General features: G+C 69.5%; 12 protein-coding genes. 5 read left to right on the forward strand and 7 right to left on the reverse strand.

Annotation, left to right across the window (positions count from 1 at the left end):
* The first annotated feature begins 31 nt into the window (after positions 1-31).
* The 3 genes from ACQCSU_RS04565 (at position 32) to ACQCSU_RS04575 (ending at position 5,483) form a co-directional block, all read left to right on the forward strand.
* The gene (locus tag ACQCSU_RS04565; protein WP_426978502.1) at positions 32-3,277 is read left to right on the forward strand and encodes an efflux RND transporter permease subunit; all 3,246 of its coding nucleotides are present in this window, start codon (positions 32-34) and stop codon (positions 3,275-3,277) included.
* Positions 3,278-3,873: 596 nt separating this feature from the next.
* Positions 3,874-5,022 (forward strand): LLM class flavin-dependent oxidoreductase, encoded by a 1,149-nt coding sequence (locus tag ACQCSU_RS04570; RefSeq protein ID WP_426978503.1) that lies wholly within the window; start codon positions 3,874-3,876, stop codon positions 5,020-5,022.
* A complete protein-coding gene (locus ACQCSU_RS04575) occupies positions 5,022-5,483 on the forward strand; it encodes a MarR family winged helix-turn-helix transcriptional regulator (protein WP_426978504.1) in 462 nt (153 codons plus the stop codon). Before ACQCSU_RS04570 ends, ACQCSU_RS04575 begins: the two co-directional genes overlap by 1 nt.
* Positions 5,484-5,525: 42 nt before the next feature.
* Here the strand turns inward: ACQCSU_RS04575 and ACQCSU_RS04580 are convergent, their stop codons facing one another.
* Both ACQCSU_RS04580 and ACQCSU_RS04585 read right to left on the reverse strand, forming a co-directional pair.
* Positions 5,526-6,332, reverse strand: coding sequence for a transglutaminase-like domain-containing protein (locus tag ACQCSU_RS04580; protein WP_426978505.1), 807 nt, complete (start codon positions 6,330-6,332; stop codon positions 5,526-5,528).
* A 94-nt stretch (positions 6,333-6,426) separates the two neighbouring features.
* Positions 6,427-7,251 carry a hypothetical protein gene (locus ACQCSU_RS04585; RefSeq protein WP_426978506.1) on the reverse strand — a complete coding sequence of 275 codons (825 nt, stop codon included), beginning with the start codon at positions 7,249-7,251 and terminating at the stop codon, positions 6,427-6,429.
* Between the two features lie 259 nt (positions 7,252-7,510).
* Here ACQCSU_RS04585 and ACQCSU_RS04590 point away from each other — a divergent pair, with 259 nt between their 5' ends.
* Both ACQCSU_RS04590 and ACQCSU_RS04595 read left to right on the forward strand, forming a co-directional pair.
* Positions 7,511-8,185: a DUF1684 domain-containing protein gene (locus tag ACQCSU_RS04590; protein ID WP_426978507.1), complete on the forward strand. Its 675-nt coding sequence runs from the start codon at positions 7,511-7,513 to the stop codon at positions 8,183-8,185.
* A 108-nt stretch (positions 8,186-8,293) separates the two neighbouring features.
* Positions 8,294-8,806, forward strand: coding sequence for a GtrA family protein (locus tag ACQCSU_RS04595; protein ID WP_426978508.1), 513 nt, complete (start codon positions 8,294-8,296; stop codon positions 8,804-8,806).
* A gap of 80 nt (positions 8,807-8,886) precedes the next feature.
* Here the strand turns inward: ACQCSU_RS04595 and ACQCSU_RS04600 are convergent, their stop codons facing one another.
* The 5 genes from ACQCSU_RS04600 to ACQCSU_RS04620 are packed head-to-tail and all read right to left on the reverse strand — an operon-like array spanning position 8,887 to position 14,795.
* On the reverse strand, positions 8,887-10,053 hold the full coding sequence (locus tag ACQCSU_RS04600) for a cysteine desulfurase family protein (RefSeq protein ID WP_426978509.1): 1,167 nt from the start codon (positions 10,051-10,053) through the stop codon (positions 8,887-8,889).
* 8 nt (positions 10,054-10,061) lie between these two features.
* Positions 10,062-11,018: a carboxylating nicotinate-nucleotide diphosphorylase gene (gene nadC, locus ACQCSU_RS04605; protein WP_426978510.1), complete on the reverse strand. Its 957-nt coding sequence runs from the start codon at positions 11,016-11,018 to the stop codon at positions 10,062-10,064.
* A complete protein-coding gene (nadB, locus tag ACQCSU_RS04610; RefSeq protein WP_426978511.1) occupies positions 11,015-12,760 on the reverse strand; it encodes an L-aspartate oxidase in 1,746 nt (581 codons plus the stop codon). The genes nadC and nadB overlap by 4 nt, the downstream gene beginning before the upstream one ends.
* Positions 12,757-14,082, reverse strand: coding sequence for a quinolinate synthase NadA (gene nadA, locus ACQCSU_RS04615; protein WP_426978513.1), 1,326 nt, complete (start codon positions 14,080-14,082; stop codon positions 12,757-12,759). The genes nadB and nadA overlap by 4 nt, the downstream gene beginning before the upstream one ends.
* The gene (locus ACQCSU_RS04620; RefSeq protein WP_426979713.1) at positions 14,079-14,795 is read right to left on the reverse strand and encodes an NUDIX hydrolase; all 717 of its coding nucleotides are present in this window, start codon (positions 14,793-14,795) and stop codon (positions 14,079-14,081) included. Before ACQCSU_RS04620 ends, nadA begins: the two co-directional genes overlap by 4 nt.
* Positions 14,796-14,808 lie beyond the last annotated feature (13 nt).

Consider the following 14,808-nt stretch of genomic DNA (forward strand, 5'->3'; position numbering starts at 1 on the left):
TACCTCCGTCGACCCATCAGGAGACCATAAGATGTTCCGGCTGGCAAAGCTGTCCCTGGCAAACCGGGCACTGATCGCGCTGATCACCGTGTTCGCGTCGGTCTTCGGCGTGATCACGATGTCCTCGCTCAAGCAGGAGCTCATCCCGTCCATCGAGTTCCCGCAGATCACGGTCATCACCTCGATGCCGGGGGCCTCGCCGGAAGTCGTGGACAAGCAGATCAGCGGACCGCTGGAGACAGCGCTGAAGGGCGTCGAGGGCCTGGAGTCGACGTCGTCGACCTCGCGCAACGGCGTGTCCCAGATCAGCATGGTGTTCACCTACGGCTCCAATCTGGACCGTGCCCGGAACCAGATCGACCGCTCCATCTCCAACGCCAAGCGGTCCCTGCCGGAGGACGTCCAGCCGCAGGCCATCGCCGGCAGCATCAGCGATTTCCCGATCGTCTTCCTCGCCGTGTCCTCGGACAAACCGCTCAGCGAGCTGAACGCCGATCTCGCCCGGCTCAGCGTGCCGCGGCTGCAGAAGCTCGACGGCGTCCGCGGCGCCGAGGTGACCGGCGGCGCCACCCAGCACATCGGCATCCTCCCCCGCGCCGACGCCATGGCGGCGTCCGGGGCGAGCATCCAATCGATCAGCAATGCTCTGAAGAACAACGGCGCCCTCGTTCCGGCCGGCACCATCGAGGAACAGGGCAAGACGCTTTCGCTGCAGATCGGCAGCCCGGTGGACTCGCTCGACGCGATCAAGGCCCTCCCCTTGTCCGGCGCCAGGAACGCCGCCACGATCGGCAGCGTTGCTGACGTCAGCATCACCGAGGACGCCCGCACCTCGATCACCCGGACCAACGGCAAAGAAACCCTGGCCCTGTCCGTCACCAAAAAGCCCGAGGGCGACACGGTGGGCATTTCCCACGCGGTGAAGGACTCCATCCCCCAGCTGGAGGCCGAGCTGGGCTCCAACGCGAAGTTCACCCCGATCTTCGATCAGGCGCCGTTCATCGAGAAGTCCATCAAGGACCTCACCACCGAGGGCCTGCTGGGCCTGGGCTTCGCCGTCGCGGTGATCCTCGTGTTCCTGATGTCCGTCCGCTCCACCCTGGTGACCGCCGTGTCCATCCCGCTGTCCCTGCTGATCACGTTCATCGGGCTTTCGGCCACCGGCTACTCGCTGAACATCCTGACCCTGGGGGCACTCACCATCGCGATCGGCCGGGTGGTGGACGACTCGATCGTGGTCATTGAGAACATCAAACGCCACCTCAGTTACGGCGAGCAGAAGATCACCGCCATCCTGACCTCCATTCGCGAGGTCGCCGGCGCCATCACGGCGTCGACACTGACCACCGTGGCCGTGTTCCTGCCGATCGCCTTCGTCGCAGGCCTCGCCGGGGAGCTCTTCCGCCCCTTCGCGCTCACCGTGACCATCGCGCTGCTGTCCTCGCTGCTCGTCTCGCTGACGATCGTCCCGGTGCTGGCGTACTGGTTCCTGCGGACGCCCGCCGTGTCCGGCGCCTCGGAAACCGGCGGCGGGGGCGCCCCGGAAGCCTCCGCCCGGGAGATCGCGGCCAAGGCCCACGAGGCCGAGCAGCGCACCCTCCTGCAGCGCGGCTACCTGCCTGTCCTGACCAAGACCCAGAAACATCCGGTGGTCACCCTCGTCGCGGCCGTCCTGGTGCTGGGCGGCACCGCCGCCATGACCCCGCTGCTCGCCACCGATCTGCTGGGCCGCTCCGGCGAAAACAGCATGACCGTCCGGCAGGTCCTGCCGGCCGGCACCAGCCTGGCCGAGGCCAGTGCCGCCGCCGTCAAGCTCGAAGACGTGCTCCGTGACATCGACGGCATCAAGGACGTCCAGGTCACCACCGGAAACGCCCAGACCGGCTTCTCCGCGCTGCTTTCCGCCGGCGCCTCCTATTCCAGCTTTACCGTGGTGACCGACGGGAAGGCCAACCAGGGCAAGCTTCAGGACACCGTCCGCAACGAGCTCGCCAGGGTCCCCGACGCCGGCAAGATCACCGTCGGTTCCCAGCAGGGCGGCTTCGGCACGAGCTCGACGGTCGACATCACGCTCAAGGCCGCGACCACGGCCGATCTCCGCACCGCCAGCGATGCGCTGGTCAAGGCCCTGGACGGGGTGCCCGGCAGCAGCGAGGTCGCCACCAACCTGGCCGCCAGCCAGCCCGTGGTCCAGGTGAAGGTGGACCGTGTCAAGGCCGTTGCCGCAGGCCTCAACGAGGAACAGGTCGCCGGCGTGCTGGCTTCCACCATCAGCCCGATCCCGGCCGGAACCGTCCGCATCGACACCAACGACTTCCCGGTGCGGATCGGCGAAGGCACCCGCTTCACGAGCATCGATGCCGTCCGGGCCATCCCGCTGCCCGCGGCGGCAGGAACGGTTCCCTTGGGCAGCATCGCCTCCGTACAGCAGGTGGACGTGCCTGTCTCCATCACCGCCAGCAACGGCCAGCGGACCGCACGGGTGTCCGTCACGCCGTCGGGCTCCAACCTCGGCGCGGTGAGCACAGAAGTGCAGGCCCGGCTCAAGACCGTCGGGCTGCCGCCCGGCGTCACCGCCACGATCGGCGGCGCGACGACGCAGCAGGCCGAGTCCTTCGGACAGCTTGGACTGGCGCTGCTGGCAGCCATCGCCATTGTCTACGTGATCATGGTGGCAGCGTTCAAGTCCCTCGTGCAGCCGCTGATCCTGCTGGTCTCCGTCCCGTTCGCCGCCACCGGGGCCATCGCCCTGCTGCTCGTGACCGGTGTGCCGCTGGGCCTGCCGTCACTGATCGGGATGCTGATGCTCGTGGGCATCGTGGTGACGAACGCGATCGTGCTGATCGACCTCATCAACCAGTACCGCCAGCCGCGCAACGGCGCGCCAGGAATGAACGTGGCCGAGGCCATCACCCATGGCGCCCGCCAGCGGCTCCGGCCGATCCTGATGACGGCCCTGGCCACCGTGTTCGCGCTGACGCCGATGGCGCTGGGCCTGACCGGGGGCGGCGGTTTCATCTCGCAGCCGCTCGCGATCGTGGTGATCGGCGGACTCATCTCCTCCACCGCCCTGACGCTGGTTTTGGTGCCGGTGCTCTACCGGCTGGTGGAAGGACGGCGCGAGAAGCGGGCGCTGCAGAAGGCCGATGCTGCCCCGCCGGTCCCCGCCACCCGAGGCCGCCGGGCAAAGCCCACGCCGCCGGATGCGGAGGCCGGTTCTCACACCGACTTCGACCCTGATTCCGAAGAGCTTCCCCTCCCGACCGGCTCGCACTAGCCCCTCCGGCCCACCCAGCCCTGGCCCCTCCGTTGAGCTGGCACTTAACGTCGCCAAGATCGGCTCAGCACGACGTTTACTGCCAGCTCAACCGGCCCGGGCAGGGACGACGACGACGGGAGCCGGGTCGGAGTATGCCAGCCGCGGCACCAGGACCAGCGCCGCGGCTGCGGCCGCCGGGGGCAGTGTCGCGACCAGCGCTCCGGAGCCACCGCCATGTTCGCCAGCGCTTCGGCCAGGCTGCCGTGGTAAGGGCAGGAACAACAAGTAGCCCAGGCCCACAAGGGTCCAACGCGGTGGCGCCCACAAGGGTCCAGCGCGGCATGAGCCGCCGGGTCACGAGCGGGTAGAGCAGGGCACCCACCGGCAGGGCCGGCGCATAGACGCCGATGATGATCGAGACCTAGCCGGTGCGCAAGCCCAGGCCGTAGCCGTGCAGCGCCGGGCCGGGTTTCCCCGCGCCTGCCCACACGGTGGAACGGCGGCGGGAATATCCGGCCGTTGCGGGCGTTGTACAGGAGGATACATGCAAATGCATGTAAATCGGCTACACTGGAAACAGCTTCCGGATCAGACCGGCCACGGAAAGGCACATCATGCAGATCGGCGTATTCAGCGTCAGCGACATCACCACCGACCCCACCACGGGCCGCACCCCCACGGAGCACGAGCGCATCAAGGCGTCCGTGGCGATCGCCAAGAAGGTCGAAGAAATCGGCATGGATGTCTACGCCATCGGCGAGCACCACAACCGGCCGTTCTTCTCTTCCTCCCCCACCACCACCCTGGCCTACATCGCGGCCCAGACAGAGCGCATCATCCTGTCCACGGCCACCACGCTCATCACCACGAATGACCCGGTGAAGATCGCCGAGGACTTCGCGATGCTCCAGCACCTCTCCGACGGCCGCGTGGACCTGGTCCTGGGCCGCGGTAACACCGCCCCCGTCTACCCCTGGTTCGGCAAGAACATCCAGGACGGGATCGAACTCGCGATCGAGAACTACAGCCTGCTGCGCCGCCTCTGGGACGAGGACACCGTCAACTGGTCAGGCAAGTTCCGTACCCCGCTGCAGAACTTCACCTCGACACCGCGCCCGCTCGACGGCGTCGCCCCCTTCGTGTGGCACGGCTCCATCCGCACGCCGCAGATCGCCGAAGTGGCCGCCTACTACGGCGACGGCTTCTTCGCGAACAACATCTTCTGGCCCAAGGAGCACTACCAGCAGCTGATCAGCCTCTACCGCGAACGCTACGAGCACTACGGGCACGGCAAGGCAGACCAGGCGATCGTGGGCCTCGGCGGCCAGTTCTTCATGCGGAAAAACTCCCAGGACGCCGTCAAGGAGTTCCGCCCGTACTTCGACAACGCCCCGGTCTACGGCCACGGCCCGTCGCTCGAGGACTTCACCTCGCAGACCCCGCTGACCGTCGGCAGCCCGCAGGAGGTCATCGAGAAGACCCTCGCCTTCCGTGAGTACTTCGGCGACTACCAGCGCCAACTGTTCCTGGTGGACCACGCGGGCCTGCCGCTGAAGACAGTGCTGGAGCAGCTTGACCTGTTCGGCGAAGACGTGCTGCCGGTGCTGCGGAAGGAATACGCCGCCCTCACCCCGGCCCGTGTTCCGGAACCGCCCACCCATGCCGGACGCGTTGCAGCGTCGCTGCCCGCAGCATCCCTGCCCGCAGCCTCCCTGACCGGAGCCGGCCAGCCTTCCAGCGAAACCGCCAGCCAGGAAGCGTGATGTCCGCCAAGACCACAGAATCGCCGGTGCGCCTGGCCGCGGAGACCTGGGAATCCCTGTTCCGCGCCCAGGTGGCCGTGATGCGCAGGCTGCAGGCGGGCCCGGCGTTCAAGAACCTCGCCCTCAACGAGTACGACGTGCTGTTCACCCTCTCCCGCTGCCCGTCCGGGTGGCTCCGCCTGAACGAGCTCAACGACCACGTCCTGCTGAGCCAGTCCAGCCTGAGCCGGCTCGTGGAACGGCTCGAAAAGCGCGGATTCGTGGAGCGGATGCCGGCCCCCAACGACGGCCGCGGAGTCCTGATCAAGCTCACTGAAGCCGGCTGGGAGCTCCAGAAGCAGATCGGCCGGGAACATGTCCGCGACATCGCCGCGCTCGTGGTCCCGGCCCTCACGGCCGCCGAACAGCAGGAGCTGCTGCGGCTGACGGAGAAGCTGCGGGCCTCGGTGGCCACCCGCTGAGGACCGGAGATGGGACCGCGACGGCGCCTCCCGGCGCCGTCGCTAGTGGATGGCGACGAGCTCCGCCGGATCCTCCTCCGGCAGTTCGCCGTGGACGATCGCCGTGACCTTGAGTTCCTTGAGTACCAGGCTGCCGCCCACCGTGGACAGGAAGGCCGTGTCGGAGGAATCGCGGCCGGCCGTGATCCGGAGCATGCTCGCGCGCGGCGCCAGACCTGTGGGGTCAATGACGTGCCACGCCCCGTTAATGTGCGCCTCGGCGACGGCGTGGAAGTCCATCGGGCTCAGCCCGGGCGCATAAACCGCGGCCAGCCGGGCCGGGACGTTCTTGGACCGGAGCAGCGAAATCGCCAGGTGGGCGAAGTCCCGGCAGACCCCGCGGCGGTGCAGCAGGGTCTCGACGGCGCCGTCGGTCCCCCTCGAGGAACCGCTCACGTAGCGCAGCTCGCTGAAGACCCAGTTGCGAACGGCGTGCAGCAGCTCTACGCCCAGCAGCCCGCCGAATTCCGCGTAGGCGGTCGGCAGCAGCCTGTCCGACTCGGCGTAACGGCTGGGCCGCACGTAGCGGATGAGTTCCATCAGCCCCGGTTCTTCCGGCAGCGCAAAACCGGCGACCGTGGCGGAGTAGTCCACCAGCACCTCGGCGGGCCCAGCGAATTCCATGTAGTGGAACCGCCCGCCGTGGTGGTCCGAGAGCTCCGTCAGGGCGACATCCACGCCGCCGGCCGTCACGGATAGCGATTCCTCGAAGCCGCTGTAGCCGGCGTTGCGCGCCACCGACACCGCCAGGGCGACCTTGGTGTCGGCCACGGTCTTGAAGGCCAGACGTGCGGCGACAGAGCGTTCCATGGATCTCCGGGGTGTGAGGAAGCAACAGATTGGCAGAAGATTGGCAGAAGGTCGGCCGCGGTCGCCTGCCCGTCGGTGTGCGGGGCGTGCGGTACTAGTTTTTGACCTTCAGAGACATTAGCATCCGCTGGACATTGGCGAATTCAGAGCCCTGGTTGACGTATTTGTCTGCCTGGTCGAGGGTGTCGAAGGCCTTTGCCGGGGCCACCTTTTGGTCCGGGGCGAGGACCTTCAACACTGTCAGGTCGCCGAAGGAATAGTCGCCCTTGCCCTCGGGGCCCCGGACCACGTTCTGCAGCCCGCAGGACTTTTCCCCGGCGCCGCCCACCACGTTGGTGATGCCGTAGGAGCCGAAGAACTTGTAGCCCTGGATCACCCGGAACACGACGTGGGGGTCGATGGTCCCTTCGCCGCCGCGGTGCGGCAGTTCCACCGGCACGCTGCTCACGACGACGTACGGTTTGGCCGCGTCATCGGGGCAGGCCGGGACCGGCTGCGGCTGGAGTCCGGTCTGCAGCGTGGCGACGTAGCCTCCCTTGGCGTCCTTGACCTCGATCTTGAGCGCGCCAGGCATGCTTCCCTGCTCCGGTGTCACGGACTGGGCAACCCATTCCTGCGGGAGCTCGAAGCTCACGCTCCTTGCCGGATCCGTGAAGACTTTCCAGGCCGACGCCGTCGAGCCGGGCGCCGCCGTGCCGGACGCCGTCGAGCCGGTCCCGGAGGCCGTGGCCTCCGGCGACGCGCCGGGCGAGGCGGTGCCCGCGGACGGATCCGCCGACGCCGTGCTTGCGCCCGGGCTGCCGCCTGCCGTCCAGGCCGGCGTGCCCTTGCCGTCGCTGCTGCAGCCGGAAAGTGCGGCCGCGGCGACCGCCAGCACCGCAGCGATCCGGATCCCGAGGGAGATAGCCATCCCAGTCATGCTGCCAGCGTAGCCCGGTCCGGGACGGCTCAAAGTTTCCGGATCCGCGTTTCGTAGAATCTGACCCCACGGCCAGCGTCTCCAGCGAAATCCTCTCGTCCACGGCGTGGAGGCGCGGGCTTCGATGTCCGGCGGCGGTGGCACGGGTGGCGGTTTCTTGCATGCGCGAAAGTCCATGTCCCGGCGGCGTCCTTGCCAGGCCGTAGCCGGGCATTCGGCCCTAGAGAATGCCGCGGAGAAAGAGGGATACGCTGGGGGCATGGCGGAACAGCATTTTGACGGAACGCATTTTGGGGATCAGGACAGCGTGGCGGATATCTCCGCCGTCGACATCGCGGACTGGCGGCTCCGGACCTTTGCGCTCTATGCCAGCGTGCGGAAGCTCGCCGCGGAGGACCCGGCCGAGGCCCATACCTACTGGCGTCACGAGCGGGACCGGATGTTCGGCACGCACCCCGCTTCGCCGCTCACCGCCGAGGCCAGGTCAAGCTTCGGTGGGCTCAACACCGCCCACTACGATCCGATCTACCGGTTCCACATCCCGCTGACGAGCGAGGGCGCCGGGCGCGAAATGAACGTCGAGACGGGGACTGACGGCCTGGTCCGGTTCGTCCGGCTGGGTACCTTCGACCTTCCCGAGATGGGCCAGCTCGCCGTCTGGAAGCTGAACGGCTACGGCGGTGGCATCTTCGTGCCGTTCCGTGACGCCACGGCCGGGCAGCCCGGCGGCAGTTACGGCGCAGGGCGCTACCTGCTGGACACTATTAAGGGTGCCTTCCACGGCGTCCGCGGGTCCGGCCCGGAGGCCGAATTCGTGGTGGACTTCAACTTCGCCTACAACCCGTCCTGTGCCTACAACGAGGCGTGGGCATGCCCCCTCGCCGGCCCCTCCAACCGGCTTGCCGTGGAGATCCCGGTCGGCGAACTGTACTGACGAGCCTGCACCGACGGTTCCTGCACCGACGCCGTTCCGGGGGCCCGGTGTGATCCATTCGCGGCGGCGTCATTCGGGAACCGCGCCGTCGTGTGACAGGCTGGACGGATGGAATCCCCTGCTGCGCCCGCCACCGAGCTTGAGCAGCAGCCCCCTCCCGCTGGCACAGTCCGCGTCCGGCCCGACCGGCACCACCACCGACACCGCGGGATCCTCCGCTATCCGCTGGTCCGGCAACTGATCCGGTTCACCGGCGTCGGCATGGTCTGCACCGTCACGTCCCTGGCCCTGTATGCCTTCCTCCGGCCGTGGATCGGCGCCCAGCCGGCCAACGCGGCGGCCCTCATCCTCACCTCGCTGATGAACACCGCGCTGAACCGTCGCCTGACGTTCAAGATCACGGAGCGCCGGCGGATGAAACGCGACCATCTCAACGGGCTGATCGTGATCCTTGTGGCGCTGCTGATCACCGGCGGCAGCCTGGCCGTCCTGCACTGGTTCAACCCGGACGCCACCGTGGCCGATGAGCTGTGGACCACGACGCTTTCCGGTTTCGTGGCCACGGCCGTGCGCTTCACTATGCTGCGGCACTGGATCTTCCGGCGGGCCCGGCACCGTTGAGCCCGGCTCGAGCTACAACCCCGGCGTGAGCTATCAGTTGATGTCGCTATTCATGCCCGATAACGACCTCTGGTGATAGCTCAACCGCAAGAGGGGCTGCCCAGCGCCCGGACGCTGCCGACGGCGGTGCGGACCGCGGCCGCCGCTTCGTGCAGCTCGGCTGCCGTGATCGTTGAATCGAAGCTGAAGCGCACCGCTGTCTGCGCCACTGCGGCCTCGATGCCGAGAGCGAGCAGCACCGGGGACGGCTCGTCCGAACCCGCCGCGCAGGCGGAGCCGCTCGAGCAGATGACCCCCTGGCGCTCGAGTTCCAGCAGCACGGACTCGCCGCTGGTCCCGGGGAAGCAGAACGACGCCACTGAGGGAAGCCGTCCGGTGCGGTGCCCGGTGAGGACGGCGCCCGGGACCCCCGCCAGCACGCTGTCGATGAAGTCATCCCGCAGGGCGGCAACCCGGGCAGCCAGCTCAGGCTGGGACCCCCGGGCCAGAGTAAGGGCCGTGGCGAGGGCCATGGCTCCGGCGACGTTTTCGGTGCCCGAGCGGCGCCCGCGCTCCTGCCCGCCACCGTGGATTACCGGTTCCAGCCGGGTCCGGCTCCGGACAAACAGGGCGCCGTTTCCCTTCGGTGCGCCGAGCTTGTGGCCGGAAATACTCAGCGCGTCCACGCCGAGCGCAGCGGTATCCAGCGGCAGCCAGCCGGCGGCCTGGACGGCGTCGGTATGGAACGGGATGCCCTGCGCGCGGGCCAGTCCGGCAAGCCGGGCGATGGGCTGCACCGTGCCCACCTCGTTGTTGGCGTACATGATGCTGACCAGGGCGGTCTCCGGCCGGAGCACCGCGGCGAGGGCTTCCTCGGTGACGCGGCCGTAGCGGTCCACCGGGACCACGTCGACGGCGAAGCCGTGGACCCGCTCCAGATACCGGGCCGATTCCACCACCGCAGGGTGCTCGACGGCGCTGATCACCACCCGGTCCAGCCGCGGGTCCGCGGCGCGGCGTGCCAGGGCAAGGCCCTTGACCGCCAGGTTGTCCGCCTCCGTGCCGCCGGAAGTGAAGACCACCTCGCCCGGGCGGCATCCCAGGGCCTTGGCCGTGGCTGCCCGCGCCCCGGCGAGCGCCGTGGCGGCCGCATCACCGAGGGAATGGTGGCTTGAGGGGTTGCCGAACTCGCCGGTGAGGTACGGCCACATGGCCTCAAGTACCTCACGGCGGACCGGGGTGGTGGCGGCGGCGTCCAGGAAGATCATGACGACCCTCAGCCGGCCGTCTGTTCCGTGGCATAGCCGGGCTCGAGCTCGATGTCGAGCCCGAGGTCCAGGGCGGCGACGCTGTGCGTGAGCCCGCCGATCGAGATGACGTCCACCCCGGTGGCGGCGATGCCGGCCACGGTGGCCAGGTTGACGTTGCCGCTGGCTTCCACGCGCGCACGCCCGCCGACCAGCGCGACCCCTGCGGCGAGCTCCTCCAGGCTGAAGTTGTCCAGCATGATCGTGTCCACTCCGGCGGCCAGCACCGGTTCGATCTGCTCCATGTTGTCCACCTCCACCTCGAAGTGCGTGGTGTGGCCCAGGCGGGCCCTGGCATCCCGCAGCACCGCCGTGAGCTTCGAGGGGTCTCCCCCGGTGAGGACGGCCAGGTGGTTGTCCTTGGCGAGCACGGCGTCCGAGAGGCTGAAGCGGTGGTTTGCGCCGCCGCCGCAGCGGACGGCGTAGCGTTCCAGCACGCGCAGCCCGGGCGTCGTCTTCCGCGTGTCGGTGATCCGCGCGCCGGTGCCATCCACGAGGGCGACGAACTCCGCCGTCCTGGTGGCGATGGCGCTCATCCGCTGCACCAGGTTCAGGGCCACGCGTTCGGCCAGCAGCACGGCGCGGGCGTTCCCGCGGACCCTCGCCAGCGGCGTTCCGGCGGCAAAGGCCGCACCGTCCGCGACCAGGAGTTCGACGGCGGCGTCGGCGTCCGTGAGCTTCATGGCGGCGGCAAACACCTCGCCGCCGCTGAACACGCCGGGCACCCGGGCGGCCAGCACCGCCGTCGCGCGCGCGTCGGCGGGGATGAGCGTCTGGGAGGTGATGTCCCCGTACGGTGCGTCTTCCTGCAGGGCGGCGCGCAGCACGGCGTCGACGGCGGAGGCCGGCAGGGTGCCGGCGAGCGCCTGCACGGACAGCGCGTCCGGACGGGCAGCGGTGCTTGCAGCGGCAGCGGGTGCGCTCATGAGGAGATCCTTTGCTTGGAACGGGAGCCGGCGGCGTACCGGTGGCCGGACCTGCCTGCCGCCGACGTTGAGCGGGCAGGGGCAGCGAGCACGGCCGGGAGGGTGCCGTTGACGTTGGCGTCGGCACGGTAGTGGGCACCGACGGAGCCGCTCCGGTTCCGCGCCGCGTCCACGAGCAGTTGCGCGGCCAGCAGCAGGTTGCGGTCCTCGTGGGCGGACTGATTGAGGCTGGCCCCCTGATCCGCGGTGCGGGCGGCTGCCGCCCACTCCGCGAGCCGGGCCGCGGCGGCGTCGAGTTCGGCGCCGCTGCGCATCACCCCGGCGGCGCCGGTCATGAGGCGTCCCAGGGCTCCGCGGCTGAAGGGAACTGTTGCCTGCGCCGGCTCCGCGGCCGGAAGTACATTCCGGCTGCCGGAGCCGGATCTGCCGGAGCCGGATGCCGCCGGGGCCGGCTCCATGCCCGGTCCGCGCAGGAAGTCCTCCACCGCGCGGCGCCCGAAGACGAGGCCCTCCAGGAGTGAATTGCTCGCCAGCCGGTTGGCGCCCTGGACGCCGGTGCACGCCGCTTCACCGGCGGCGTACAGCCCCGGGACGGAGGTGCGTCCCCAGAGATCCGTGGCCACGCCGCCCATCCAGTAGTGGGCCGCAGGGGAGACCGGCAGCGGTTCCGTGGCCCAGTCGTAGCCGGCCGCGCGGGTGGCCGCGTTGATGGTGGGGAAGCGCCGGGCGAGGAAGCCCGGTCCTCGGGCCGCCTCGACGCCCCGGGCGTCCAGATAGACCGGGCTGTCCGCCGCCGCGCCTGTGGCGGCCAGATGCAGGGCGATGCTGCGGGAGACGACGTCGCGCGGGGCCAGTTCCGCGTCCGGGTGGTAGTCCGGCATGAAGCGGTACCCGGCCGCGTCCAGCAGCACGGCCCCCTCGCCGCGGACCGCCTCGGAGATCAGCAGCGCCGGGGGCCCGCCCGGGACCTCGGCCGCGGCCAGGGTGGTGGGGTGGAACTGGAAGAACTCAAGGTCCCGCACGGCCGCGCCCGCACGCCAGGCCAGGGCCAGGCCGTCGGCGGTGGCAACGGAGGGATTGCTGGTCCGGGCATACAGCCGTCCGGCGCCGCCGGTGGCGAGCAGCACCGCGTCCGCGGCGAGCCGCCTGGGCTGCGTGTTGGCGAGGTAGGCGACGCCGGTGACGCCCCCTGTCTCGCTCCCGGTCAGGAGGTCGGTGACGAAGGCGCCGGTCTCGACACGCAGCCTTCCCTCGGCTGCCCGCTTCAGGACGGCGGCAACGAGTCCGCGGGCGATGCAGGCACCGGTCGCGTCGCCGCCGGCGTGCAGGATGCGGGGGGCCGAGTGGGCGGCCTCGAGCCCCAGTGCGGGGCCGCTGCCGGGACCGGCGTCGAAGTGCACGCCGAAACGCCGGAGTCCCGCGATGTCCCGGACTGCTTCGGTGCACAGTATCCGCACGGCCTCCGGGTCATTCAGTCCGGCCCCTGCCGCAAGGGTGTCGGCGATGTGGGCAGCCACCGAATCGCCCGGGAAGGCGTTCCCGGGCTCCAGCACGGCCGAGACGCCGCCCTGGGCGTAGAAGGTGTTGCTCTGCTCGAGCGTGCCCTTGCTCAGGAGCACCACCTCGACGGCGGGGCTGCCGCCCGGGGCGCTCCCGGCGTCGGAGGCTACCGCGTCGGAGGCGAGCAACGCGGCGTAGAGCCCGGCGATCCCGCTGCCGACGACCACAAGCCGTCTGGTCATGGCCGTGCCGCCAGCATGCGCTCCAGGGCGACCTTTGCCGGGGCCGCGACGGCTTCTTCCACGGTGATGCGGTTGATGACCTCGCCCCGGACGAGTGCCTCCAGGACCCAGGCGAGGTAGCCGGGGTGGATGCGGTACATCGTGGAGCAGGGGCAGATCACCGGGTCCAGGCAGAAGATGGTGTGCTGCGGGTACTCGGCGGCGAGGCGGTTGACGAGGTTGATTTCCGTTCCGACGGCGAAGGTGGTCGGTTCGGTCGCGGCGGCGATGGCCTTGCGGATGAAGTCGGTGGAACCGGCGGCGTCTGCCGCGTCCACCACTTCCATGGGGCATTCGGGGTGGACGATCACCTGGACGCCCGGGAAATCGGCGCGGGCCTTTTCGATCTGGCCCACGTTGAAGCGCTTGTGCACCGAGCAGAAGCCGTGCCAGAGGATCACCCGGGACTCGAGCAGGGTCTGTTCCTCGTTGCCGCCGAGGTCCTTGCGCGGGTTCCACATCGGCATCTGCCCCAGCGGCACGCCCATGGCCTTGGCGGTGTTGCGGCCCAGGTGCTGGTCCGGGAAGAACAGCACACGCTGGCCGCGCTCGAAGGCCCACTCCAGCACGGTCGCGGCGTTGGAGGACGTGCAGACGATCCCGCCGCGCTCGCCGCAGAAGCCCTTGAGGGCGGCCGAGGAGTTCATGTAGGTGACCGGGATGACCGGGACCCGGCCGTCGGCGTCGGGCTCGGTGCCGAACAGTTCCTCGAGCTGTTCCCAGCACTCGGTCACGGAGTCGATGTCCGCCATGTCCGCCATCGAGCAGCCCGCGGCGAGGTTCGGCAGGATCACGGCCTGGTCCGGCCGGGACAGGATGTCCGCGGTCTCGGCCATGAAGTGCACGCCGCAGAAAATGATGGCCTCGGCGTCGGGCCGGGTCAGGGCGGCGTTTGCCAGCTGGAAGGAGTCGCCTACGAAGTCGGCGTATTCCACCACCTCGTCGCGCTGGTAGAAGTGGCCCAGGACAACGGCGCGGTCCCCGAGCGTCGCCTTGGCGGCCCGGATCCGGACGTCAAGTTCGGCGTCGCTGGCGAGCTTGTACTCCTCCGGGAGCTGGCCCTGCCGCGGAGTCGAGGCCGGGGCGACGTCGGCGACGGAGGCACCCGGTCCGTAGGCGGGCACGCCGGCGAGGGCCTCGGCGAGGTCGTAGTCCCAGGGACCGCGGGCCAGTGCCGGGCTGCAGGTGGAGGCGGCTGTTGCAATGCCCTTGGCGCTGCTGGCGGCCAGCGCGGCGGCCTGTTCGCGCGTGATCAGCTGGATGGCCGTGTTGACGCTGCTCATGGTGTGCTCCTGTTGTCTGGGTCAAGGCCTGGGCGGCCGGAAAAGCGGTAGAGGCGGGGCGGCCGGTGTTTACCGCCCTGCAGGTACTGGTCGGTCTCTTCGATCTCCGGTGTGGCTTTGACCTGGCGGCGGAAGTTTGCCGGGTCCAGTTCGCGGTCCAGGACGGCCTCGTAGACCTCCCGGACCTGGGCCAGGGTGAAGTATTCGCCCAGCAGGTGATACGCGATGGACCCGTAGGCCATCTTGTTGCGCAGCCGCCAGAGGGCGTAGTCGATGATCGCGTTGTGGTCGAAGGCCAGCCCGCCCAGCCGGTCCGCCCGGAACCACCGGACGTTTTCGGATTCGTCCGCGAGCGCGGCCTCGGTGGGCTGGACCAGCGCCCAATACACAATCGACACGACGCGCTGGGTGGGCGAGCGGTGCAGGCCGCCGAAGGCGTAGAGCTGTTCGAGGTAGCTCGGCGCCAGCCCGGTGGTCTCGCGCAGGTTCCGGGATGCGGCGTCCTGCAGCGACTCGGAGTGGGTCAGCGGGCCGCCGGGGAGCGCCCACAGGCCCTTGAACGGCTCGCGGATCCGGCGTACCAGCGGGATCCAGAGGGTGGGGCGTCCGGAGCGCTCGCTCGGGCGAAGCGCGAAGATCACGGTGGAGATGGCCAACGACGGCGGTGCAAGCTGACGCTCGGCGACATTGGCTGCTGCTGTGTAAACGGTGATTCACCCCGCATTC

The organism is Pseudarthrobacter sp. O4 (genome assembly GCF_050157025.1).
Lineage (GTDB): Bacteria > Actinomycetota > Actinomycetes > Actinomycetales > Micrococcaceae > Arthrobacter.